Raw genomic sequence first — 22,301 nt, 5'->3', positions numbered from 1 at the left:
ATACTGAGTGATCCGGATTCGCCCTCTACTGGGCGATCGCCGCGTCGTAGACCGCGCGCGACAGCTGCACGTTCTCCGGCGCGCCGCCGCCCGGGAAGGCGAACCGGCGCCGCGTGTAGCCGTAGGCGAGGCCCGAGCGCGGGTCACCGAAGGCGAGGGAGCCCGCGGCGCCGCTGTGCCCGAACGTGTCCGCGCCCAGCGCCGGGTAGGAGACGCCGAGCGCCTCGAAGCCGAGGCCGAAGGCGGACGTTACGCCCAGGACCAGGTCGGCGCCGTGCGAGTGGATGCGGGCGAACTCGCTGATCGTGTCCGGCTTCAGGAGCGGGCCCTGGCCGTTGAACTCGCCGAGGACGGCCGCGTACATCCCGGCGATGCCACGCGCGTTGCCCGAACCGCCCACGGAGGCGGGGCTCTTGGCGAGCGAGGCGGGCGAGTTGACGAAGCCCACCAGGTCGAATGACGGGTCGGCGCTCGTATTGAACGCGATCGGCAGGCGGTTGTAGCGGCCGTGCGGGCTCGCCGCCAGGACGGCCTGCTGCTCGGGCGTCGGGAGCATCGGCAGCACGTCGCGGTAGCGGGACCGCTCGGCCTCGGGCAGGCCGAGGAAGAAGTCCAGGCCGTACGGGGCGCGGACGCGCTCCTCGTAGATCTCCTGGATGGAGCGGCCGGTCGCCCGCCGCACCACCTCGCCGGTGAGCGCGCCGATCGCGAGCGCGTGGTAGCCGTGGCCCGTGCCCGGCTGCCAGAACGGCCGCTGGCCCGCGAGCCGTTCGGCGATCACACGGTCGTCGGCCAGCTCCTCGGGGCTGAAGCCGCCGTCCGAGCCGATGACGCCGGAGCGGTGCGAGATGAGCTGCCGCAGGGTCACCGAGCCCTTGCCCTCGGCCGCGAACTCGGGCCAGTAGTACGCGACTTCGCGGTCGAGGTCGAGTACGCCGTCCTGGACGAGCAGCGCCACCACGAGGTGGGCCGCGCCCTTGGTGGTGGAGAAGACGCCGGTCAGCGAGTCCCCGGCGACGTCCCCGGACCACAGGTCCACGACGAGACGGCCGTTCTTGTACGCGGCGAGCTGGGCCGCCGGGTCGTGCGCCTCGCCGGCCACGAACGCCGCGAACTCCTCGCGCACGGCCTCGTAACCCTCGGCCACGGTGCCCTGCACGGTGGCGGCGGTCGTGGTGCTGATGTCGGTGCCGCTGATGGTCGACATTGAAGTCCCCCCGGGATCGTTGCTGTTGACGGGCACAACCCATTGGTTAGCGCCGTGCATTCCCGCAGCGCTGAGAAATTTTGAGGCGGCTGGATCTGGCTCCACGGCGGCCGGATAAGGTCGGTGTCATGCGTGATCTAGGGGCGGGCTTCGGATATCTGGTCAAGGGGCAGCGATGGGCCGCCGGCCACGGAAGATCGCTGGGCATGGGGCTGCTGCCCGGCCTCATCACCCTGGTGATGTACGTCGGCGCGCTGGTCGGACTCGCTTACGGCGCCGACGACTTCATCGACTGGGCGACGCCCTTCGCCGACGGCTGGTCCTCGCCCTGGCTCGGCCTCTTCCGCGGCTTCCTCGCCGCGCTCGTCTTCGCGCTCGGCCTGTTCCTCGCCGTGATCTCCTTCACGGCGGTGACCCTGCTCGTCGGCCAGCCCTTCTACGAGAAGCTGTCCGGGGACGTCGACCGGGCCGAGAGCGGCGGCGAGGCCCCCGAGTCGGACCTGCCGCTCTGGCGCGAACTGTGGATCTCCGCCCGCGACTCGCTGCGCATCCTGGTCAGGGTCGCCCTCTACGGCATCCTGCTCTTCGGCCTCGGCTTCGTTCCGGTGATCGGCCAGAGCGTGATCCCGGCGATCGGCTTCTGCGTCACCGGCTTCTTCCTCGCCGAGGAGCTGACCGCGGTCGCCCTCCAGCGCCGGGGCATGGAACTGCGGCCCCGCCTGGCCCTGTTGCGCTCGCGCCGCCTGATGGTCCTGGGCTTCGGCGTGCCGCTCGCCCTCGCCTTCGTGGTCCCGCTGGTCGCGGTCTTCCTGATGCCGGGCGCGGTCGCGGGCGCGACGCTGATGGTGCGGGACCTGCTCGGCGAGTCGGCCGATGCCGGTGACGACGACGGCGACGGCGACGGCGTTGGCGTTGGCGAAGCGAACGGGTCCGGAAGGGTCGTCGGCGCCGGTCAAGGATCGGTCCGCATCCCGGAAAGCCCTTGATCCCGGGGGTGGTTCCGGTCAGCATCGCGGCATGACCGAATGCGCCGGCGTGGCCGGATGAAGCTCCTCAAGCCGCTCAACCTGCTGCTGATCTTCCTCCTCGAAGTGGCGGTCCTCGGGGCGGCCGGTTACTGGGGCTTCGCCCGCGACGCGGGCTGGCCGCTGCGGATCCTGCTCGGCATCGGCGCCCCGGTCGTACTCGCCGTCCTGTGGGCGCTGTTCGGGGCACCCGACGCCAAACGCAAGACGCACGGCACGGTACGAGTCCTCTTCGAGCTCGCCTGGTTCGGCAGCGGCGCGGCCGCGCTGGCCGCCGCGGGGCGGACCGGTGCGGCGCTGGTGTTCGCGGCGGTCGCCGTGGTGAGCAAGACGCTGGCCGTCATCTGGCGGCAGTAGCGGCCGTCACCTGCCGTGCGGGCCATTGGCCGTCAACTCCGTTGCCGTTTCCCTCAGTTGGGCCAGAAAAGCGGCCGTCGCGGGGGATTGGGCCAGGCCGCGCGGGGTCGCCGCGTAGATCGCCCGGTGGGGTACGTCGTCGGGGTGGATGGCGACCAGAGTGATGTCGGCACGTACCGAATCCGCGGCCAGCGCGGGCAGCAGCGTCACGCCGAGACCGGCCGCGACGAAGCCCTGCTTGGCGATCCAGTCCTGCACGACGTACGTGGTGCTCGGCCGGAAGCCCTGCGGGGAACTGCGCGAGCGGCCGCGCACGGTCCGCGGGTGAAGGGGGAGCGGGGTTCGGGGCGCAGCCCCGGGGGTGTCCGCACCGCGTCCTGGTGCCGGGCCAGGCACCCCCATCACCACGCCCGCCTGCGCAAATGGCATGATCTGGCCGTCATGACGAATCCCCGGTCGCCGCTGCGCACCCTGCGGGCCGCGATGTTCGCGGCGTTATGCGTCGCTTTGGCCGCGGTGGGGCATTCGTCCATGTCTGGGCATGACATTCCGCTGCCCGTGCTACTCGCCGCCTTCGTCGCCACCGGAGCGGTCGCCTGGTGCGCGGCCGGGCGGCAGCGCGGGGTCGCCGCCATCGCGGGCGGCCAGGTCGCGGCCCAGGGCGCCCTGCACGTCCTCTTCGCCAAGACCCAGCCGATGGCCGGGATGCCGGGGACGGCGCACGGGTCGGACTCGACGGCCGTGCCCATGCCCATGCCGACGATGACGTGCGGCGCCCGGTACGTCCACCTCATGCCGGACCCGCCCGACAGCCACGCGATGCAGGACATGCCCGGCATGGCGGGCATGGACTCCATGGCCGGGGCAGCCGGCCAGGCGCACGCCATGGCCATGGACGCCGCCGCGCACACCATGTCCGGCGGCATGCTCGCCGCGCACCTCCTGGCCGCCCTGATCTGCGGCATCTGGCTGTGGCGCGGCGAGGCCGCCGCGTTCCGGCTGGCCAGGGCCGTCGGCGCGCTCGGCGTGCTTGCCGCCCGGCCGCTGCGCCGCGCCCTCGCTCTCGTACGCACCTGCGTGCCCGCGCCGTCGCGGCCCGTACGCAGACCGCGCCCGCACCACCGCCCGCGTCCGAGGCTGCGCGGCGCGGTGCACAGTCACGCCTTCATCCGGCGGGGTCCGCCGGCCCGGGGAGTCACCCGAGCCACGGCCCCCGGCCGGCTCGCCCTCGCCTGATCCGGCGCGGGGCGTGGCCAGGGGTCCCTTCACCCATGCCCACGCCGATCGTCAGGATTCAGGATCCTCATGTCCGTCGACACTCCATCGCGGGAAACCGCGCCATCCAGCACCCCACGGCCTTCCGTCTGGGCCGCACTTCGCCCCCTCGTCCTGCGGCTGCACTTCTACGCGGGCGTCCTGATCGCCCCGCTCCTCTTCCTGGCCGCCGTCACCGGTCTGCTCTACGCGCTGTCCTTCCAGGCCGAGAACGTCCTGTACGGGCACGAACTGCGGGTCCCCGTGGGCGAGGCCACCCAGCCGCTCACCGCCCAGGTCGCCGCCGCGAAGGCCGCCCACCCCGAGGGCTATGTGACCGCGGTCTGGCCCTCGCCCGAGGAAGGCGCCACCACCCGCGTCCTGATGAAGACCCCGGGCCTCGCCGAGGACGAGTCCCTCGCCGTCTTCGTCAACCCGTACACCAACGACGTACGCGGCGCCCTCCCCAGCACCGGAAGCTCGGGCGCGCTCCCGCTGCGCAGCTGGCTCTCCTCCTTCCACGCCGACCTCAAACTCGGCGAGTTCGGCCGCAACTACAGTGAATTGGCGGCCAGTTGGCTCTGGGTCGTCGCCCTCGGCGGACTCGCGCTGTGGGTCGGGCGGCGCAGGCGGGCGAGGCTCCTTCGCCCCGAGCGCGGGCTCACCGGCCGTCGCCGCACCCTGTCCTGGCACGGCTCGGTCGGCCTGTGGGCGGTGGTCGGCCTGGTGCTGCTCTCCGCGACCGGCCTCACCTGGTCGCGGTACGCGGGCGAGAACATCGCCGATCTCAAGGACCGGCTCGGCGGCGCCACCCCCACCGTCGCGGCGGCCACCGCCGGAGGCACGAGCGGGGGCCACGAGCACCACGAGGGCATGGTCATGCCGCCCGCCGCGCCCTCCACGCTCACCCTGGACCAGGTCGCCGAGACCGCCCGTGACCAGGGCGTACGGGCGAGCATCCAGATCAGCCTGCCCAGTGCGGGCAAGGGCTTCGTGGTGCGCGAGCGCGACACCGAGTTCCCCGTGCACCTCGACGCGGTCGCCATCGACCCCGCCGACGGCAAGGTCATGGACGTGCTGCGCTTCTCCGACTACCCGGTCCTCGCCCAGCTGACCCGGTTCGGCATCGACGCGCACATGGGCGTCTTCCTGGGCCTGCCCAACCAGCTCGCCCTGGCCGTCCTCGCCGTGGCGCTGATGGCGCTCATCGTCTGGGGCTACCGCATGTGGTGGCAGCGCAGGCCCACCAAGGCGCGTGCGCTCGGCGTCGGGCGCCCGCAGCCGCGGGGCGCCTGGCGCAAGGTGCCGCTGCCGGCGCTGCTCCCGCTCGCGGCGGTGACCGCGGTGGTCGGCTGGTTCGTCCCGCTCCTCGGGATCAGCCTGCTGGCCTTCCTGGCCGTCGACGCGCTGCTCGGCCTGCGCGGCAGGATCGTGAAGCAGTCCTGAACTCCCCCGGGCCCGCCCGGAGTTGATCCGTGCGGGCCCTTCGGGGGGGCTATTCCGCCGCCACCCGCACGATCTCCCGCAGCTGCGCCACGATGTCCAGCCGGTTGCGTACGAACTGGGGATCCGTCACCGTGCCCGTCGCCGGATCGGTGTTGCCCGGCCCGAACTGCAGGACCGGGGTGTGCACATGGCCGCCCGGGATGCTCAGGCCCAGGCGGTCGCGGAGCAGGGTGGCGCGGTAGGCGATCTCGTTCGAGAGGTAGTCGCCGCCGCCCCCGGCCCGCGCGGTGGAGCCCGGGGTCGGCCCGTCGGGGCGGTCCTCCGGGGCCGTCGCGCCGGCCGGGATCTCGGTGACGTCGGTGTGGTCGTACACCGGGAAGCGGCCGGTGTTCGCGGCCACGATGTCCTGGTACGGCAGGGTCGTCCGGGTCCACTGCGGCTGGGTCGCCGGGTCGCTCACCGGGACCTGCCCGGTGCTCGACGCGTTGTCGTTGTCCGGGAAGCCGCCCCGCCAGGCCCCGTTGAACCGCTCGACGTCGATGCGGCCGACCCGGCCCTGGCTCACCGTCGTGAAGGCGTCCACCTTCGGCAGCACCGGCGCGAGCGCCTTCTCGACCACACCGTCCGCGAAGTCCTGCCAGCGCACCGGGAAGGTGACGGTCTCGATGCGCGCGAGCTGCCCGTCGGCGGTGCGGATCCAGGTGCCGTCCAGGGCGAGCGCGGTCGCCCCCGACGGATTGCTGATCCGGATGTCGCTGTCCAGCGTGAACGGGTCGAAGCCGGTCAGCAGGATCCTCTTGAAGCCCTTGCCGTCGGGATAGTCGACGCTGCTCTGCCCGCGCGAGGTCTGCTCAAGGCGGTCCATGAGCTTGCCGCGGTCGGCCTCCGGGAGGCCGAACTCCGGCTCCCAGAGCCGGAGTTCACGGGTGAGGCCGAGCCGGGCCCAGTACAGCGGGCGGTCGTCGTCACGGCTCAGGTCGCCGCCCGCCGGGCCACGCCCCTGCACCCGGTCCACCGCCCGCTTCCACAGCCGCGTCCCCTCGCGCTCGACGAGCCGCTGGGCCGCACCGTAGGACCGGGTGGCCGCCAGCTTCCGCGTGAACTCCGGTGCCACGTCGGCGAATCCGCTGCGCGCCAGGATCTCCTTCGGCACCGCCTCGTCGAGGCGCTGCTCCTCGACGGTGGCCTGCCGGGGCGCGGTCGCGGCCTGCGCGGGGGCCGGGCCGAGCACCGTACAGAACGTCATCGCCGTGAGCACACAGCCGAGCCGCGCCACCCGTACACGTCGTCGCACCGCTGATCCTTCCGTCGAAGTCCGGTCGCCGCCCAGTATTCGCACGGAAGTCCTGTGTGGATAGAGGGACTTATGAGCCGTCAGTGCCGTCCGGGATCCCGAGCAGCGCCACGAAGTCGTGGAAGGCGGCCGCCATGTCGACCGATTCCGGGTCGAGCAGCCACTGGTACTGGAGGCCGTCCATCACCGCGACGAGCAGCGGGGCCGCCCGCTCCGGGGTGAGCCCGCCGGGCAGCCGGTCGCCGAACTCGGCGCGCAGCACGCCCGCCATCTCCTCGCGGACCTGCGCGTAGCGGCGGGTGAAGAAGGGGCGGGCCGGATGCTCGTCCGTCACCGATTCGCCGAGCAGCGCCGAGAACGTCTGGACGACGCCGGGCCGCATCGCGTTGTACTCGACCAGGGAGGCGAGCAGTTCCAGGCGCCAGCCGTCGGCAGAGGTCCGCCGACCGCCGGTGTCCCACTGGTCCCGCTCCTCCAGGACGGCGACGAGCAGGGCCTCCTTCGTGGGGAAGTAGTGGAGCAGGCCCTGCTGGGTGAGGCCCACGCGCTCGGCGACCGCGCCGAGGGAGGCGCCCCGGTAGCCGCGTTCCGCGATGACCTCCAGGGCGGCGCGGAGAATGTCCGCGCGCCGCTCCTCGCTTCTGGCGCTCCTGGTCCTCGCCATGTCTGCCCCCGCTCCGTGCCGGTCCGTCGGTGTTCCGAGAGGACCGTACGGCATTCGAATATCACGGACAGGTAACTAACCCTACCGCTCTACAGGTAAACCGGTCACCATGGTCCCACCAGCGGACTTCTACGAGGAGGTACGGCCGTGGCAGGCGCACCCGTTTCCACCCCCGACTACAGCGAGGCCGTCGAGACGGCCCTCGGCAAGCTCGATCTGGAGGCCAAGGCCCGGCTGCTCGCCGGCCAGGACATGTGGTCGCTGCCCGCGCTGCCCCAGATCGGGCTCGGCTCCCTCGTGATGTCCGACGGCCCGATCGGGGTGCGCGGGGTCCGCTGGACCGCCGACGATCCCTCGATCGCCCTGCCGTCCCCGACCGCACTCGCCGCCACCTGGGACCCGGCCCTTGCCCGCCGGGCCGGCGCGCTGCTCGCCCAGGAGGCCCGCCGCAAGGGCGTCCACGTGCTGCTCGCGCCGACCGTGAACCTGCACCGCTCACCGCTCGGCGGCCGGCACTTCGAGTGCTACTCCGAGGACCCCTACCTCACCGGCGAGATCGCCTCCGGCTACGTGGGCGGCGTCCAGGCCGGCGGCGTCGGCACCACCGTCAAGCACTTCGTCGCCAACGACGCCGAGACCGACCGCTTCACCGTCGACAACGTCATCGCCCCGCGCCCGCTGCGCGAGCTCTACCTCGCCCCCTTCGAGGCCATCGTCGAAAACGCCCACCCCTGGGGCATCATGGCCGCGTACAACCAGGTCAACGGCGTGACGATGACCGAGCACCGCTACCTCCAGAACGAGGTCCTGCGCGGCGAGTGGGGCTTCGACGGGTTCATCGTCTCCGACTGGATGGCCGCCCGCTCGACCGTCGGCGACATCCTCGGCGGGCTCGACGTCGCGATGCCGGGCCCGAAGACCGTGTACGGGGATGCGCTGGCCGCCGCCGTCCGCAAGGGCGACGTGGACGAGGCGGTCGTCGACGACGCGGTGCGCAACGTGCTGCGGCTCGCGGCGCGCGTCGGCATCCTCGACGGCGTCGACGCCGCCGTCACCGAACTCCCCGCCGCCGTCGACGGCCCGGCGCTGGCCCGCGAGGTCGCCCGCCGCGCCTTCGTCCTCGTACGCAACGAACGCGACACCCTGCCCATCGACCCGGCCCGCGTCCGCAAGGTGGCGCTGATCGGCGCCGCCGCACGCGACGCCCGCGTCCTCGGCGGCGGCTCGGCGACCGTCTTCCCCGAGCGCGTCGTCTCCCCGCTCATCGGCCTCACCGCGGCCCTGCCCGCGGGTGCGTTGACGTACACGGTCGGCGCGGACCCGAGCGACGAACTCGCCCCCGCGGACCAGGGGTTCGAGCTCCGCGCCGTCTGCCGCGACGCCGACGGGAACGTCCTCGGCACCGGGTCCCTGCCGGGCGGCCAGGTGCAGTGGATCGGCGACGACCTGCCCGCAGGGGTGACCCACGACGCGCTGCACTCCGTCGAGGTCACGGGCACCCTCACCCCGCGCGAGAGCGGCGAGCACACCTTCGGCACCCGGGGCATCGGCGGCTACACGCTCACCGTCGGCGGCCGCCTCCTGTGGGACGGCACGCAGGCGATGAGCGACGGAGCCGACCCGTTCGAGGCGTTCTTCGGCGCCCCCGCCGAACGCGGCCGCGCCCACCTCACCGAGGGCGTACCCGTCGAGGTGTCCCTGCGGCACACCGTGCACAAGGCCGCCGACGCGCCGCTCACCGCCGTGATGTTCTCGCTCACCCACCTCGGGCCGCAGCGCGACGCCGACGAACTGATCGCCGAGGCCGTCGAGGCCGCACGGGCCGCCGAGCTCGCCGTGGTGGTGGTCGCCACCACCGACCGCGTCGAGTCCGAGGGCTTCGACCGCCGCGACCTGCGGTTGCCCGGCCGCCAGGACGACCTGGTGCGCGCCGTCGCCGCCGCCAATCCGAACACCGTGGTGGTCGTCAACTCCGGCTCCCCTGTGGAACTCCCGTGGCGGGGCGACGTCGCGGCGGTGCTCCTGAGCTGGTTCCCCGGCCAGGAGGGCGGCGCCGCCCTCGCAGACGTCCTGCTCGGCCACGCGGAGCCCGGCGGCCGCCTCCCCACCACCTGGCCGGCCCGCCTCACCGACGCCCCGGTCACCGAGGTCCGCCCGACGGTGGGTCAACTCCCTTACGAGGAAGGCCTGTTCATCGGCTACCGCGCCTATGACCGGGCCGAGGTGGCGCCCGCCTACCCCTTCGGGCACGGGCTCGGCTACACGAGCTGGGAGTACGAGTCCCTGGAGGCGACCCCCGCCCGCGCCAAGGTCCGGGTCCGCAACACGGGTGCGCGTGCCGGGCGCGAGACCATCCAGATCTACCTGGCGCCGGTCGCCGACGCGGTGTCGCGACCGCGCCGCTGGTTGGCGGGGTTCGCCTCGGTCGAGGCCGCGCCCGGAGACTCCGTCGAGGTCGAAATCCCCCTGCGGGGGCGGGTGTTCGAGATCTGGGACGAGCTCGCGGGGGCGTGGAGCTTCGTCCCGGGCCAGTACGAGGTGCGGGCCTGCCACTCCCTGGCGGACGTCCGGCTCAGCGCGACGCTGGAGGTCTGAGCGGGGCCCTGCGGGGTGCGGCCCAGTCATGGGTGCGGGCCCGCTGTGGCTGGTCGCGCAGTTCCCCGCGCCCCTAGCAGGGTCCCTCTTGGCAGCGTGCCCATGCAGGCATACCCAGGCCGTCATGGGGGTCCCCCTGGCCCTTGAGGCCTTGGGGGAGTTTGAGGACGAGCGCTCTTCAGGCGCGATACGGGGTCTGGGGCGGAGCCCCAGGGTTTCCAACCACCGGCGGCCGCACGATTCAGCCCGCCGCCGTCACCTTTCCGTACGCGATCTCCGCCAAGCGGCCCTGCCCGTTCTTGCTCGGGTGGAACCAGTCCCAGGGGCTCAGCTGGTCGCCGCCGAAGTCGTAGTCGAAGACCGCGCCGCCGTCGTAACGGCAGGCGCGGTCCTTCGCGCACACGTCCTTGAGGACCTTGTTGTACGACACCACCCGGTCGTACACCTCGGTGCGCCGCTCGGTCGCGGCCGCGCCCAGGTCGTCGGCGTCGGCCAGCATCGACTGGCAGATGCCCAGCTTCCAGATCTGCTTGCCCAGCGGGCTGCCACGCCCGGTCGACCACAGCCGTTTCAGGTCGGGCACGCTCGACACGTACACCTGGGACTTCGGCGACACCGCGCGCAACCGCCGCAGGGACGCCTCGAACTCCGTGCGGAACGTGTTCACCGGTGTCATGTCCGACACATCCCCGCGGCAGGCGTCGTTCGCTCCCGCCATCACCGTGACCAGACCCGGGTGCTGGGCCGCGGCCCGGTCCATCTGGGCCGGCAGATCGGCCATTTTGGCGCCGGTTTTGGCGTAGTTCCAGCTGTTGGCGGGGGCCGCCGCGCCCAGGAGGCGGACCGCGAGGGAGTCGACCTGGGCATCGCTGCCGGTCGCCCAGGAGACCTCCGGGCAGTCGGCGAGGACCGTGCAGGCGTCGAAGCCGCGGGTGATCGAGTCGCCCACCGCGGCCACCGACTTCGGGCTGCGGTCCCAGGCGGGGGAGGGGCTCGGCGAGGGCTTCTTCGAGGCGGCCGGGCTCGCGGAGGAGTGGCCGCCGCCGGACTGGCAGCCGGCGGTCAGGGCGAGGGCGGTCGCCGCGAGGAGAGCGGCCGTGGTGCGGGCAGGACGGCTCCGGCGGCTGTCCGGCATCCCGGGTCCCCCTCCGTGCGGCGGTCGTTCGGCTTTCGCGGCGTCCTCGCGAGTGAAAGCTTGGTGTTCGAAGGCGCTCCGACCGACATTACGACACCCTTGGCACAGCTCCGCGCGGTAGCTTTGGCCCGTCCAGCCAGAGGAACCACGCCAGACGTCTCCGGTAAATTACATCACGTCACATACTGTCCCATTTCAGGAGATTAGCTCCCGATGCTGTTTACTGTTGAACCCAGGGGCAGAATGTCAGGTGCTGTCCTGACCGGGAACGGCAGGGGCGCGAGGCCGCTGGGGAAGGCGAACCTCGAACCGCACTGGAGGTCCCGGTGACGACACGTGGAGTTCTCTACGTCCACTCCGCCCCGCGCGCGCTCTGCCCGCACGTCGAATGGGCTGTGGCCGGCGTCCTGGGGGTGCGCGTCCAGCTCGACTGGATCCGCCAGCCCGCATCGCCCGGCACGTGGAGAGCCGAATTCTCCTGGCGGGGCGAACCCGGCACCGCCTCCAAACTCGCCTCCGCGCTGCGCGGCTGGCACCTCTTGCGCTTCGAGGTCACGGCCGAGCCCTGCGCGACGGCCGAGGGCGAGCGCTACAGCGCCACGCCCGACCTCGGCATCTTCCACGCCGTGATCGGCATCCACGGCGACATCATGATCCCGGAGGACCGGCTGCGCGCCGCTCTCGCCCGTTCCGTCCAGGGCGAGACCGACCTGGAGGCCGAGATCGCCAAGCTCCTCGGCAAGCCGTGGGACGACGAATTGGAGCCCTTCCGCTACGCGGGAGAGGGCGCCCCGGTCCGCTGGCTGCACCAGGTCGTCTGAACCGCGCCCTTTGAACCGCGTACGCGAAAGGGCCCCACCGACCACGGTGGGGCCCTTCGACGTACGTACGGAGCGCGCTCAGACCGAACGGAAGGCGAGCACCACGTTGTGGCCGCCGAACCCGAACGAGTTGTTGATCGCGGAGATCGAACCCTCGGGGAGCTTGCGGGGCTCGCCGCTCACCAGGCCCGGGTCGACCTCTTCGTCGAGCTCGTCGATGTTGATGGTCGGCGGGGCCGTGCGGTGGTACAGGGCGAGGACCGTGGCGACGGTCTCGATGCCGCCCGCGCCGCCGAGGAGGTGGCCGGTCATCGACTTCGTCGCGGAGATCGCCACGTGGTCCAGGTCGTCGCCGAGGACCTTGCGCAGCGCCTTGATCTCGGCGATGTCGCCCTGCGGCGTCGAGGTGGCGTGCGCGTTGAGGTGGACCACCTCGGACGGCTTCAGGTCCGTCGAATCGAGCAGGTTCTGCACCGCGGCGGCGACGCCACGGCCGGTCGGCTCGGGCTGCGCGATGTGGTGGCTGTCGGCCGAGAGGCCCTGGCCGAGCACCTCGCAGTAGACGCGGGCGCCGCGCTGCTTGGCGTGCTCGGCGGACTCCAGGATCACCACGCCGGCGCCCTCGCCCAGGACGAAGCCGTCGCGGGCCTTGTCGTAGGGGCGCGAGGCCTGCTCGGGGTGGTCGTTGTTCTTGGACATCGCCATCATGTTGGCGAACGCCGCGATGGGCAGCGGGTGGATGGCCGCCTCGGTGCCGCCGGCGACCACGACATCGGCGCGGCCGGTGCGGATCATCTCGACGGCGTACCCGATGGCCTCGGCACCCGAGGCACACGCGGAGACGGGGGTGTGGACGCCGGCGCGGGCGTTCACCTCAAGGCCGACGTTGGCCGACGGGCCGTTCGGCATGAGCATGGGCACGGTGTGCGGGGAGACGCGGCGTACGCCCTTCTCCTTCAGCACGTCGTACTGGTCGAGCAGGGTGGTGACACCGCCGATGCCCGACGCGATGACCGTGCCGAGCCGCTCCGGAGTGACGCCGGACTCGTCGCCCGCAGGGGCGGAGAAACCCGCGTCCGCCCAGGCCTCCTTGGCCGCGATCAGCGCGAACTGCGCCGAGCGGTCCAGCTTGCGGGCCAGCGGGCGGGGCAGCACCTCGCTCGGGTCGACCGCGGCCGGGGCCGCGATCCGGACCGGCAGTTCGGCGAAGCGCTCACCCTCCAGGGGGCGGACACCGGAGCGTCCCGCCAGCAGACCCTCCCAGGTCGAGGCGGTGTCGCCACCCAGCGGTGTGGTTGCGCCGATACCGGTGACGACCACGGTGCGATTGGTCGAGCTCACAGGAAGTTTCTCCACGTGTGTAAGGGACGTGAATCAGCGGCGCCACCGCTGGGTGGCAGCCCGAATTCAGGTCCTGAATCAGGCCTGGTGCTTCAGGATGTAGCTGGCGGCGTCGCCAACGGTCTTGAGGTTCTTGACGTCCTCGTCCGGGATCTTGACGTCGAAGCGCTCTTCGGCGGCGACGACGACCTCGACCATGGACAGCGAGTCGACGTCCAGGTCGTCGGTGAAGGACTTGTCCAGCTGGACGTCCTCGACCGGGATACCAGCGATCTCGTTGACGATCTCGGCGAGACCCTCGACGATCTCTTCCTGCGTGGCGGCCATGTTGGCGCTCCTTCGGTGTTAATGCTTCGAATTACGGGCTTCCGGAAGATCCGGAGTGCCTAGGGGAGGGTAACGACCGTCGCGGCGTACACGAGACCCGCCCCGAAGCCGATGACGAGCGCGGTGTCGCCGCTCTTCGCCTGTCCGGTCGCCAGGAGCCGCTCCATTGCGAGCGGGATCGAGGCGGCCGAGGTGTTGCCGGTGGTCTCCACGTCACGGGCGACCGTGACGTGGTCCGGCAGTTTGAGAGTCTTCACCATCGAGTCGATGATCCGCATGTTGGCCTGGTGCGGAATGAAGACGTCCAGGTCGTCCGGGCTGATCCCGGCCGCGTCCAGCGCCTGCTGGGCGACCTTCGCCATCTCGAACACGGCCCAGCGGAAGACCGCCTGGCCCTCCTGCGTGATCGCGGGGAACTTGCCCGAGCTGTCGTACTCGGTCCACGGCACGGTCTGCTTGATGGTCTCCGACTTGTCGCCCTCGGAACCCCACACCGTGGGGCCGATGGCCGGCTCGTCCGAGGGGCCCACGACGACCGCGCCCGCGCCGTCGCCGAACAGGAACGCGGTGGCGCGGTCCTGGAGGTCGGTCAGGTCGCTGAGCCGCTCCACGCCGATGACGAGCACGTACTCGGCGGAACCCTCGACGATCATGCCCTTGGCCAGGGTCAGGCCGTAGCCGAAGCCCGCGCAGCCGGCCGAGATGTCGAACGCGGCCGCCTTGGCGGTGCCCAGCTTGTCGGCGATCTCGGTGGCCACGGCCGGGGTCTGCTTGAAGTGCGAGACGGTGGAGACGATCACGCCGCCGATCTGCTCGGCGGAGATGCCGGCATCCGCGATCGCCTTGCCCGAGGCCTCGATCGACATCGCGGCCACGGTCTCCTCCGGGGAGGCCCAGTGGCGGGTGGCGATGCCGGAGCGGGAACGGATCCACTCGTCGGAGGAGTCGATCGTCTCCAGGATCACCTCGTTGGGCACCACGCGCACCGGACGGTAGCCGCCCACGCCCATGATGCGCGCGTACGGGGCGCCCTTGCTGGGCCGGATCTTCGACATGGCTCTCGGCTCCTTAGGCGGATGCATGCTCGGCGATGAGCGCACGAGCCGCGTCGAGGTCGGCGGGGGTCTTTAGGGCGACGGTCTTCACACCCGGCATCGCGCGCTTGGCGAGCCCGGTCAGGGTGCCGCCCGGGCACAGCTCGACCAGCGCCGTCGCGCCCAGGTCCTTGAAGGTCTCCATGCACAGGTCCCAGCGGACCGGATTGGAGACCTGGTTGACCAGGCGGGCCACGATCTCCTGGCCACTCGCCACGGTCTTGCCGTCCGCGTTCGAGACGTACGTGACCTTCGGGTCCGCGATGGCGAGCGACTTGGCCGCCTCGTCGAGGGCCGCCACGGCCGGAGCCATGTGGTGCGTGTGGAAGGCGCCGGCGACCTTGAGGGCCACCACGCGGCGCACGCCCTCGGGCTTGTCGGCCTCCAGGGCCGCGAGCTGCTCGGCGGTGCCGGCGGCCACGACCTGGCCCGCGCCGTTCACGTTCGCCGGCGTCAGGCCCAGCTTCTCCAGGTGCGGCAGCACGTTCTCGGGCTCGCCGCCGAGCAGGGCCGCCATGCCGGTCGGCGTGACGGCGGCGGCCTCGGCCATGCCCAGGCCCCGCTTGCGTACGAAGCCGAGCGCGGCTTCCTCGGAGAGGACGCCCGCGAAAGCGGTGGCGGTGATCTCGCCCACGCTGTGCCCCGCGACGGCCCCGGGGCTGATGTCACCCAGTGCCGCGGCGGACAGCAGACCCGCGGCGACCAGCAGGGGCTGGGCCACGGCGGTGTCGCGGATCGCGTCGGCATCCGCCTGCGTGCCGTAGTGGACGAGGTCAAGACCGATGGCGTCCGACCACGCGGCGAGCCGGTCGGCAGCGCCGGGGAGGTCGAGCCAGGGGGTCAGGAAGCCGGGCGTCTGAGCGCCTTGGCCGGGAGCGACGAGTACGAGCACTCTCACACTCTCTCTTGTGGACGGCTCCGCGCGCCCGTGGGGACAGGGACGAAGAACCGTCGGGGGAATTGTGGGTGTCCGACAAAAGTCTAGGACTGCGAATCTCCGTCGGCCAGGCGCCCCAGGATCAGCGCGATCCTCAGCGTGAACGCCGAGCGCACATCGGACGGTGACCACCCGGTGACGTCCGTCACACGTCGGAGCCGGTAGCGAACGGTATTGGGGTGGACGAACAGCATCCGGGCCGCGCCCTCCAGACTGCTCGCCTGCTCCAGATAGACGCTCAAGGTTTCCAGGAGCGCCGAGCCCGCCTCCTCCAGCGGTCTGTAGATCTCCTCCACCAGCTGCTCGCGCGCGGCAGGATCCGACGCGATCGCCCGCTCCGGCAGCAGATCGTCCGCCAGAACCGGCCGGGGCGCGTCCTGCCAGGCCGAGCACGCCTTGAGTCCGGCCGCCGCGGCCTGCGCGGACCGGGTCGCGGCCAGCAGGTCCGGGACGATGGGGCCCGCGACGACCGGACCCGCGGCATACGGCCCGATCAGGCTCTTCGCCACCGCCAGCGGGTTGTCGCTGCCGCCCGCGATGACGACCAGGCGGTCGCCGAGCACCCCGGTGAGCACCTGGAGCTTGGCGTGCCGGGCGGCCCGCCGGATCGCCTCCACGGTGAGCTCGCTGTCGCCGTCCGGCGCCGTACCGAGGACGACGCACACGTGCTCCGGCGAGTTCCAGCCGAGCGCCGCGGCCCGGGACACGGCGCCCTCGTCGGCCTCGCCGGACAGCACCGCGTTGACGACCAGGGATTCGAGCCGGGCGTCCCACGCGCCGCGCGCCTCGGCGGCCTGGGCGTACACCTGGGCCGTCGCGAAGGCGATCTCACGGGCGTACACGAGCAGCGCCTCGCGCAGGATCGACTCGTCGCCGGGAGCCGCGACCTCCTCGATCGCGGTCTCCATGACCTCGATGGTGGTGCGCACCATCTCGACGGTCTGCCGCAGCGTGATGGCCCGCGTCAGTTCGCGCGGGGCCGTGCCGAAGACGTCGGTCGAGATCGCCTGCGGCGTCTCGGGATGCCGGAACCACTCGGTGAAGGCGGCGATGCCGGCCTGGGCGACCAGACCGATCCACGACCGGTTCTCCGGCGGCATCGCCCGGTACCACGGCAGCGTCGCGTCCATGCGGGCGATCGCGTTCGCGGCGAGCCGCCCCGAGGACTGCTCAAGACGCTTCAGGGTCGCGGCATGCGGATGGGCATTCTTCGCGGGGTGTACGGGATCGGGTGCTGGCACGGGGACAAGACTGCCTTATCGGGAACCGTCCCCGCCGGGCCGGGTCTACGGTGGTAGCCGTGATTTCTGTCAGGCGCGGCGACGAGCGCTACCCGGGCGGCGACCCGGACGCCGGTATCGAGTCCCTGCACGCCTTCTCCTTCGGCCGGTTCTACGAGCCGGACAACCTCCGCTTCGGCCCGGTCCTCGCCTGCAACGAGGAGCGGCTCGCGCCCGGTGCGGGGTTCGACGAGCACCCGCACAGCCACACCGAGATCCTCACCTGGGTCATCGAGGGCGAGCTCACCCACCGCGACTCGGCGGGCCACACCACGCTGGTGCGCCCCGGCGACGTGCAGTGCCTGAGCTCCGCGGGCGGCGTGCGGCACGAGGAGCGCAACGAAGGCGATGCCCCGCTGGTCTTCCTGCAGATGTGGCTCGCGCCGAAGAAGCCCGGCGGTGAGCCCGCGTACGACATCGTGCGCGGCATCGCGGACTCCACGCCCTACGCGGTGCTGCCGGCGGGCGCCATGCTGTACGTCCGCCGCCTCGCCCCCGGCGAGCGCACGGCCGTGCCGGACGCGCCCGGCGTGTACGTCCATGTCGTGCGCGGCCGGGTGCGCCTGGCCAAGGAGGAGCTCGGGCCGGGCGACTCGGCGCGGATCGCCGGGGCGCTCGGCCTGGAGCTGACGGCGGACGAGGGCGCCGAGGTGCTGTTCTGGGAGCTCAGCTCCGTGTGAATTCGGCCAGCACGCTGTCGGTGAACACCGGCCACACCTCGGCCGCCCAGGGGCCGAACTGACGGTCCGTCAGGGCGACGCAGGCGAGGCCCGCGTCCGGGTCGATCCACAGGAACGTACCGGACTGGCCGAAGTGGCCGAACGTGCGCGGGGAGGACGAACTGCCCGTCCAGTGGGGGGACTTGGAGCCGCGGATCTCGAAGCCGAGGCCCCAGTCGTTGGGGTTCTGGTGGCCGTAGCCGGGCAGTACGCCCTTGAGGCCCGGGTACTGGACGTGCATGGCCTCGGCGACCGTGGCCGGGTGCAGGAGCTGCGGCGCCTGCACCTCCGCGGCGAACTTCGCGAGGTCCTCGACGGTCGAGACGCCGTCCTTGGCGGGCGAGCCCTCCAGCGTGCTGGACGTCATGCCGAGCGGTTCGAGGACGGCCTGGCGTACGTAGTCGGCGAAGGGGATGCCCGACTGCTTGGCGATGTGGTCGCCGAGCGCCTCGAACCCGGCGTTGGAGTAGAGCCTGCGTTCGCCGGGCGGCGCCATCACCTTGTGCTCGTCGAAGGCGAGCCCCGAGGTGTGCGCGAGCAGGTGGCGGACGGTGGCCCCGGCGGGCCCGGCGGGCTCGTCGAGCTCGATCGCCCCCTCCTCGTACGCGACGAGGGCCGCGTAAGCGGCGAGCGGCTTGGTGACGGAGGCCAGCGGGAACCGGTGGGACACCGGCCCGTGCGTGCCGGCAAGCGTTCCGTCGGCCCGCACCACGGCCGCCGCCGCGGTCGGTACGGGCCAGGTCTCGATGATCCGCAGGCTCTCCATGCGTACGAGCCTATGCGCTCCGCCGGGTCGGGGGTGCGGCAGCTGCGGGGCGGAACCAGGCTGGGAACAAGACACGAAACAAGACACGGAACACGACACCCGAAATACGACACGAAATACGAAGGCGAATTCGCTTGCTTGGAGTGCACTCCAAGGTCCTAGCGTGGAGGTCATGACGGTGATCGAAAGCACAGCGGTGACGGTGGAGCGGGTCAGGCAGGGCCTCTGCGCGACGCAGCCGCTCCACCCGCGCCCCGACGGTCAGGACCGCTACACGATCAGCGAGGTCGTGGCGTGCACCGGACTCACCGCGCACACCCTTCGCTGGTACGAGCGGATCGGCCTCATGCCGCACGTGGACCGCTCGCACACCGGCCAGCGGCGGTTCAGCAACAAGGACCTGGACTGGCTGTCCTTCGTCGGCAAGCTCCGGCTCACCGGCATGCCGGTCGCCGACATGGTCCGTTACGCCGAACTCGTCCGCGAGGGGGCACACACCTTCGAGGCGCGCCAAGAGCTCCTGGAGCAGACCCGGCGCGACGTCATCACGCGGATGGCGGAGCTCCAGGACACGCTCGCCGTACTCGACTACAAGATCGACTATTACGCCGACGCCCGCAGGGTGTCGGAAGCGGACGTCCGCAGGGCGTCGGAAAGGGCCTGAACACCCATGAGCAACAGCCCGATTGAGAAGATCAGCACCGTCTGGCTCGGCACCGAGGGCCCGCAGATCGGCGTCCAGGGTTTCGGCGCCATGGGCATCAGCGAGTTCTACGGCGACACCGACGAGGCCGCTGCCCGCGACACCCTGGAAGCCACCGTCGAGGCGGGCGTCACCCTCATCGACACCGCGGACGTGTACGGCTCCGGGGCCAACGAGGAGTTCCTCGCCCCGTTCCTCGCCGCCCACCGCGACGAGGTGACCCTGGCCACCAAGTTCGCCATCGAGCGCCGCGCGGACGACCCGCACTACCGGGCCGTCAACAACAGCCCGGCGTACATCAAGAAGGCCGTCGAGGCGAGCCTGCGCCGCCTTGGCATCGAGACCATCGACCTCTACTACATGCACCGCCGCGACCCGCGGACGCCGCTCGCCGAGTCCGTCGGCGCGATGGCCGAGCTGGTCCAGGAGGGCAAGGTCAAGTACCTGGGCCTGAGCGAGGTCACCGGCGCCGAGCTGCGCGAGGCGTACGCCGTGCACCCGATCGCCGCCCTCCAGTCGGAGTGGTCGGTCTTCAGCCGCGACGTCGAGCGCAGCGCCGTGCCTGCCGCCGCCGAGCTCGGCGTGACCTTCGTGCCGTACTCGCCGCTCGGCCGCGGCTTTTTGACCGGGGCGTTCGCCGACGCGAGCAAGGAGCTCTCCGGCGGGGACTTCCGTCAGTTCCAGCCCCGCTTCACCGGGGACAACGCCAAGACCAACGCGGCCCTGCTCGAACCGCTCCACAAGATCGCGGCCGCGCACGGCGCGACGACCGCGCAGATCGCGCTGGCCTGGGTGCAGCAGCGGGCCCAGGTGCACGGCCTGACCGTCGTCCCGATCCCGGGCACCCGCAAGCGCACCCGCCTCCTGGAGAACACCGGGGCGACCCGCATCACGCTGAGCGCCGAGGAGCTGGCGCTCCTGGAGCCCATCGCCGGGCAGGTCGCGGGCGACCGCTACCCCGACATGTCGTCCACCTCGGCGGCCCGCGAGCAGTAGGCCGAGCGAACAGCGGGGGCTCACGCCAGCCCCAGGGCGAACACCGCGAAGCCCGCCGCGAGCAGCCCCGCCGCTGCCCGGCGGGCCTTCGTCGCCTTGGTCCAGGGCGCCTCGAAGCCCCGCGCGTAGCGGGCGATCAGCACGAGAAGCACCGCGAACACGGGCATCCAGGCGAGCCGTTCACCGATCCAGGCGAGCGTGTCGGGCGCGGTGGTGAGCCCCGGCACCCGCCCGGCGAACGAGGCAGGCACGGCCGCGGCGAGCATGGCCGTCTGGTGCCAGCACAGGATGGTCATCGCGGACAGGTTGACGACCACGACCGGGGCCCAAAGGGCAGGCCGCTTGAGCCAGTTGGCGACGCGGTCGCGCAGCAGGATCGCGGCGCCGGACTGGACCGCGGCGAGCGCGAGCACGAGCAGCGACGGTGGATGCGAGTTGGTACGTGCCTCACCGGGCACGCCGACCATGGACGCCGGGTAGTGGAAGAGGACGAGCAGCGCGGCGAAGAGCAGTGCCCCGCCCGCGAACAAGAACCACCCACCCCTGCGCCCGATCCTCTTCTCCCCCCAGGAGACGCCGAGTTGGTACGCGAACATCCAGCCGGGCAGGATGTTGATGATCGACAGCCAGGACGGCATGGAGTCGGCGTACGGCCCGTACCGCAGGAAGTCGACGACGGCGACGACGCCGAGCAGCGGAGCCGCGGCCCAGCCTCCCATCCTCCGGGCGGCGCGTACGCAATAGGGCGTGAGCGCGGTGACGCCGACGTACACCCCCACGAACCACAGGGGCTGGATCACGAGTGTGGATCCGGTACGCAGCGTGTCGCGGGACACGCCGAGCGCGTAGAGCACCGGGATCATCGCGGCCCAGACGGCGGTGACGCCGAGCACGGGCCGCCCGAGCCGGGCGACACGGCCCTTGAGCCACTCGCCCGTGGACCCCTTCCGGCGATGAAAGGACAGAACAGACGCGTAGCCGCCGACCAGGAAGAAGATGCCGAGCATCTGCAGGATCCAGCTGGCCGGGGCGAAGCCGCCGAAGGTGGAGAGCGGGCTGGCGTTGTGCAGCGCGCCGCCGCTGTCGCGGGTGAACCCGCCGAGCAGCCAGTGCCCGGTCGGCACGGCCAGCAGCGCGAGGGCGCGCAGCCCGTCGATCGCGCGGTCGCGGTGGGCGGGGGTCGCGCGCTCGATGTCCGCGACGGCCCTGGTCAAGGCACTCATCGAACATCTCCCGTGGCGATGGCGGCGAAGGCGGCGAGGGACTCGGTGCCGGGGGCGAAGTAGCCGGTGTGGCCCTTGGCGTCGGCGGCGGGCACGCGGCGGGCGCCGAAGGACGGGTCGGTGGGGTCGGCGCCGTGGCCGAGCCCCGCGAACTCGACGTGCGGTACGTCGTCGATCCAGTCCGTGGGGTCCTTGGCGGCCCACACCCGGGCGTCGGTGCCCAGGTCGTCGACGGTGTCGGCGCGCATGCCGGGGGAGCCGAGCGCGACGATGTCCGAGGCGTCGGTGTCCTTGGCGGCGAGCCCGCAGACCACGGAGCCGTAGCTGTGGCAGAACAGCACCGGGTCGGGCGCGCCGACCGCGTCGAGCCCCTCGGTGAACCAGGTCAGCCGCTTGGCCCCCGCCTCGGCGAGCCCTCCGGTCGCGGCGTCGAGCCCGACCCCGACGGGGGTGGTGTACCCGGCCCAGGCGATCACGGCGGTCGCGTCGTGCGTGGCGTCACGCAGCGAGGCGGCCATCCCGGCGGGGGTGCCGTAGGGATCGTTCGTCCGGTCGAAGGTGGCGGCGTCGATGTCGGAGCCGGGGACGATGACGGAGACGTGGGCGGCGTCCTCCAACTCCCCGTAGACCTGGGCGACTTGACCCCGCCCCCGGGGGTCGAACGCGAGGATCTGCCGGGACGGCTCGGCGAGCCGCGCGAACCGGGGGTCGTTGGACTCCGATATGGCCCGCCGGTTCGCCTCGTACCGCAGGTGTACGGGGGCGCCGTCGAGGTTCCCGACGGTCTCGGGGTGCCGCCGGACGAGCGTCTGCTGCTCCGCCTCGCTCAACCCGGCGAAGAACAGGGCGACTTCGCGGGGCGTCGCGCTCGCGGGGTCGGGCAGGGGCCGCCCGATCACGGTGTCGGCCCGCCAGGCGGCGGCGCCGGGGGGCGGCCCGGTGACCGCCTGCTGCGCATCGGCCGTGGCCCACCCCGCCGTGCCCGCGATGGCGGCGACCACCAACGCGGAGGCAACCATCGCCCTTCGCAACCGATGCATGCCGCGACTTCCTCTCCTCGGGTCTGTCCCTTGACGAGGAGGAAGGTAGGAAGGGGGTGGGGCGCGGGGCGTCACAC

Annotated in this window: 22 protein-coding genes; 9 read left to right on the top strand and 13 right to left on the bottom strand. The window is 72.0% G+C overall.

What is annotated here, in order from left to right; genetic code table 11:
• Positions 1 to 25 precede the first annotated feature (25 nt).
• Positions 26 to 1,207: a serine hydrolase domain-containing protein gene (locus tag ADK54_RS39100; protein WP_053730604.1), complete on the bottom strand. Its 1,182-nt coding sequence runs from the start codon at positions 1,205 to 1,207 to the stop codon at positions 26 to 28.
• Between the two features lie 128 nt (positions 1,208 to 1,335).
• Here ADK54_RS39100 and ADK54_RS39095 point away from each other — a divergent pair, with 128 nt between their 5' ends.
• Together ADK54_RS39095 and ADK54_RS39090 are read left to right on the top strand one after the other, a co-directional pair.
• Complete coding sequence (locus ADK54_RS39095) at positions 1,336 to 2,193, top strand: EI24 domain-containing protein (protein ID WP_078966982.1); 858 nt, start codon at positions 1,336 to 1,338, stop codon at positions 2,191 to 2,193.
• Between the two features lie 57 nt (positions 2,194 to 2,250).
• A complete protein-coding gene (locus ADK54_RS39090; RefSeq protein WP_053730603.1) occupies positions 2,251 to 2,589 on the top strand; it encodes a YrdB family protein in 339 nt (112 codons plus the stop codon).
• Between the two features lie 6 nt (positions 2,590 to 2,595).
• On the opposite strand, the gene ADK54_RS39085 is transcribed toward ADK54_RS39090, so the two are convergent.
• Positions 2,596 to 2,904 carry a LysR substrate-binding domain-containing protein gene (locus tag ADK54_RS39085; protein ID WP_053730602.1) on the bottom strand — a complete coding sequence of 103 codons (309 nt, stop codon included), beginning with the start codon at positions 2,902 to 2,904 and terminating at the stop codon, positions 2,596 to 2,598.
• A 126-nt stretch (positions 2,905 to 3,030) separates the two neighbouring features.
• On the opposite strand from ADK54_RS39085, the gene ADK54_RS39080 reads away from it, so the two are divergent.
• Both ADK54_RS39080 and ADK54_RS39075 read left to right on the top strand, forming a co-directional pair.
• Entirely contained in the window at positions 3,031 to 3,825 is a 795-nt protein-coding gene (locus ADK54_RS39080; RefSeq protein ID WP_053730601.1) for a hypothetical protein, read from the top strand.
• 69 nt (positions 3,826 to 3,894) lie between these two features.
• Positions 3,895 to 5,289, top strand: coding sequence for a PepSY-associated TM helix domain-containing protein (locus ADK54_RS39075; protein WP_053730600.1), 1,395 nt, complete (start codon positions 3,895 to 3,897; stop codon positions 5,287 to 5,289).
• A gap of 49 nt (positions 5,290 to 5,338) precedes the next feature.
• Here ADK54_RS39075 and ADK54_RS39070 read toward each other — a convergent pair whose 3' ends face one another.
• Entirely contained in the window at positions 5,339 to 6,535 is a 1,197-nt protein-coding gene (locus ADK54_RS39070) for a pyroglutamyl peptidase (protein ID WP_053730615.1), read from the bottom strand.
• Positions 6,536 to 6,653: 118 nt separating this feature from the next.
• Positions 6,654 to 7,247, bottom strand: coding sequence for a TetR/AcrR family transcriptional regulator (locus ADK54_RS39065; RefSeq protein WP_053730599.1), 594 nt, complete (start codon positions 7,245 to 7,247; stop codon positions 6,654 to 6,656).
• 147 nt (positions 7,248 to 7,394) lie between these two features.
• Here ADK54_RS39065 and ADK54_RS39060 point away from each other — a divergent pair, with 147 nt between their 5' ends.
• Positions 7,395 to 9,842, top strand: a complete 2,448-nt coding sequence (locus tag ADK54_RS39060) for a glycoside hydrolase family 3 protein (protein WP_053730598.1) — start codon at positions 7,395 to 7,397, stop codon at positions 9,840 to 9,842.
• Between the two features lie 241 nt (positions 9,843 to 10,083).
• On the opposite strand, the gene ADK54_RS39055 is transcribed toward ADK54_RS39060, so the two are convergent.
• Positions 10,084 to 10,977 (bottom strand): SGNH/GDSL hydrolase family protein, encoded by an 894-nt coding sequence (locus ADK54_RS39055; RefSeq protein ID WP_053730597.1) that lies wholly within the window; start codon positions 10,975 to 10,977, stop codon positions 10,084 to 10,086.
• 326 nt (positions 10,978 to 11,303) lie between these two features.
• Between ADK54_RS39055 and ADK54_RS39050 the strand changes: the two genes are divergently transcribed.
• Positions 11,304 to 11,798: a DUF3145 domain-containing protein gene (locus ADK54_RS39050; RefSeq protein WP_053730596.1), complete on the top strand. Its 495-nt coding sequence runs from the start codon at positions 11,304 to 11,306 to the stop codon at positions 11,796 to 11,798.
• Positions 11,799 to 11,876: 78 nt separating this feature from the next.
• Here the strand turns inward: ADK54_RS39050 and fabF are convergent, their stop codons facing one another.
• The 5 genes from fabF to ADK54_RS39025 all read right to left on the bottom strand — a co-directional run bounded on the left by fabF (position 11,877) and on the right by ADK54_RS39025 (position 16,738).
• Positions 11,877 to 13,139 (bottom strand): beta-ketoacyl-ACP synthase II, encoded by a 1,263-nt coding sequence (gene fabF, locus ADK54_RS39045; RefSeq protein ID WP_053730595.1) that lies wholly within the window; start codon positions 13,137 to 13,139, stop codon positions 11,877 to 11,879.
• 78 nt (positions 13,140 to 13,217) lie between these two features.
• A complete protein-coding gene (locus ADK54_RS39040; RefSeq protein WP_053730594.1) occupies positions 13,218 to 13,466 on the bottom strand; it encodes an acyl carrier protein in 249 nt (82 codons plus the stop codon).
• Between the two features lie 59 nt (positions 13,467 to 13,525).
• A complete protein-coding gene (locus ADK54_RS39035; protein WP_053730593.1) occupies positions 13,526 to 14,521 on the bottom strand; it encodes a ketoacyl-ACP synthase III in 996 nt (331 codons plus the stop codon).
• A gap of 13 nt (positions 14,522 to 14,534) precedes the next feature.
• Positions 14,535 to 15,452: an ACP S-malonyltransferase gene (locus tag ADK54_RS39030; RefSeq protein WP_053730592.1), complete on the bottom strand. Its 918-nt coding sequence runs from the start codon at positions 15,450 to 15,452 to the stop codon at positions 14,535 to 14,537.
• Positions 15,453 to 15,541: 89 nt separating this feature from the next.
• Positions 15,542 to 16,738: a PucR family transcriptional regulator gene (locus ADK54_RS39025; protein ID WP_053730591.1), complete on the bottom strand. Its 1,197-nt coding sequence runs from the start codon at positions 16,736 to 16,738 to the stop codon at positions 15,542 to 15,544.
• A 59-nt stretch (positions 16,739 to 16,797) separates the two neighbouring features.
• Here ADK54_RS39025 and ADK54_RS39020 point away from each other — a divergent pair, with 59 nt between their 5' ends.
• A complete protein-coding gene (locus ADK54_RS39020; RefSeq protein WP_053730590.1) occupies positions 16,798 to 17,457 on the top strand; it encodes a pirin family protein in 660 nt (219 codons plus the stop codon).
• Here the strand turns inward: ADK54_RS39020 and ADK54_RS39015 are convergent.
• Positions 17,444 to 18,262, bottom strand: a complete 819-nt coding sequence (locus tag ADK54_RS39015) for a serine hydrolase domain-containing protein (protein WP_053730589.1) — start codon at positions 18,260 to 18,262, stop codon at positions 17,444 to 17,446. The genes ADK54_RS39020 and ADK54_RS39015 overlap by 14 nt on opposite strands.
• A 172-nt stretch (positions 18,263 to 18,434) precedes the next feature.
• On the opposite strand from ADK54_RS39015, the gene ADK54_RS39010 reads away from it, so the two are divergent.
• Together ADK54_RS39010 and ADK54_RS39005 are read left to right on the top strand one after the other, a co-directional pair.
• Positions 18,435 to 18,926, top strand: coding sequence for a MerR family transcriptional regulator (locus tag ADK54_RS39010; RefSeq protein ID WP_053730614.1), 492 nt, complete (start codon positions 18,435 to 18,437; stop codon positions 18,924 to 18,926).
• 6 nt (positions 18,927 to 18,932) lie between these two features.
• A complete protein-coding gene (locus tag ADK54_RS39005) occupies positions 18,933 to 19,961 on the top strand; it encodes an aldo/keto reductase (RefSeq protein ID WP_053730588.1) in 1,029 nt (342 codons plus the stop codon).
• Between the two features lie 20 nt (positions 19,962 to 19,981).
• Here ADK54_RS39005 and ADK54_RS39000 read toward each other — a convergent pair whose 3' ends face one another.
• Both ADK54_RS39000 and ADK54_RS38995 read right to left on the bottom strand, forming a co-directional pair.
• Complete coding sequence (locus ADK54_RS39000) at positions 19,982 to 21,184, bottom strand: acyltransferase family protein (RefSeq protein ID WP_053730587.1); 1,203 nt, start codon at positions 21,182 to 21,184, stop codon at positions 19,982 to 19,984.
• A complete protein-coding gene (locus ADK54_RS38995) occupies positions 21,181 to 22,224 on the bottom strand; it encodes an alpha/beta hydrolase (RefSeq protein ID WP_053730586.1) in 1,044 nt (347 codons plus the stop codon). The genes ADK54_RS39000 and ADK54_RS38995 overlap by 4 nt, the downstream gene beginning before the upstream one ends.
• Between the last annotated feature and the right edge of the window lie 77 nt (positions 22,225 to 22,301).

Origin of the sequence: Streptomyces sp. WM6378 (genome assembly GCF_001279695.1) — a bacterium.
Classification (GTDB): domain Bacteria; phylum Actinomycetota; class Actinomycetes; order Streptomycetales; family Streptomycetaceae; genus Streptomyces.
Note: the sequence above shows the minus strand (reverse complement) of the source record. Positions and strands in the feature narration are given on the sequence as shown.

What these genes read in the sequence shown, in the direction of transcription:
- ADK54_RS39100 (WP_053730604.1), bottom strand. Translation starts at nt 1,207, where the DNA reads ATGTCGACCATCAGCGGCACCGACATCAGCACCACGACCGCCGCCACC.
- ADK54_RS39095 (WP_078966982.1), top strand. Translation starts at nt 1,336, where the DNA reads ATGCGTGATCTAGGGGCGGGCTTCGGATATCTGGTCAAGGGGCAGCGA.
- ADK54_RS39090 (WP_053730603.1), top strand. Translation starts at nt 2,251, where the DNA reads ATGAAGCTCCTCAAGCCGCTCAACCTGCTGCTGATCTTCCTCCTCGAA.
- ADK54_RS39080 (WP_053730601.1), top strand. Translation starts at nt 3,031, where the DNA reads ATGACGAATCCCCGGTCGCCGCTGCGCACCCTGCGGGCCGCGATGTTC.
- ADK54_RS39075 (WP_053730600.1), top strand. Translation starts at nt 3,895, where the DNA reads ATGTCCGTCGACACTCCATCGCGGGAAACCGCGCCATCCAGCACCCCA.
- ADK54_RS39070 (WP_053730615.1), bottom strand. Translation starts at nt 6,535, where the DNA reads ATGACGTTCTGTACGGTGCTCGGCCCGGCCCCCGCGCAGGCCGCGACC.
- ADK54_RS39065 (WP_053730599.1), bottom strand. Translation starts at nt 7,247, where the DNA reads ATGGCGAGGACCAGGAGCGCCAGAAGCGAGGAGCGGCGCGCGGACATT.
- ADK54_RS39055 (WP_053730597.1), bottom strand. Translation starts at nt 10,977, where the DNA reads ATGCCGGACAGCCGCCGGAGCCGTCCTGCCCGCACCACGGCCGCTCTC.
- ADK54_RS39040 (WP_053730594.1), bottom strand. Translation starts at nt 13,466, where the DNA reads ATGGCCGCCACGCAGGAAGAGATCGTCGAGGGTCTCGCCGAGATCGTC.
- ADK54_RS39035 (WP_053730593.1), bottom strand. Translation starts at nt 14,521, where the DNA reads ATGTCGAAGATCCGGCCCAGCAAGGGCGCCCCGTACGCGCGCATCATG.
- ADK54_RS39015 (WP_053730589.1), bottom strand. Translation starts at nt 18,262, where the DNA reads ATGGAGAGCCTGCGGATCATCGAGACCTGGCCCGTACCGACCGCGGCG.
- ADK54_RS39010 (WP_053730614.1), top strand. Translation starts at nt 18,435, where the DNA reads ATGACGGTGATCGAAAGCACAGCGGTGACGGTGGAGCGGGTCAGGCAG.
- ADK54_RS39005 (WP_053730588.1), top strand. Translation starts at nt 18,933, where the DNA reads ATGAGCAACAGCCCGATTGAGAAGATCAGCACCGTCTGGCTCGGCACC.
- ADK54_RS39000 (WP_053730587.1), bottom strand. Translation starts at nt 21,184, where the DNA reads ATGAGTGCCTTGACCAGGGCCGTCGCGGACATCGAGCGCGCGACCCCC.
- ADK54_RS38995 (WP_053730586.1), bottom strand. Translation starts at nt 22,224, where the DNA reads ATGCATCGGTTGCGAAGGGCGATGGTTGCCTCCGCGTTGGTGGTCGCC.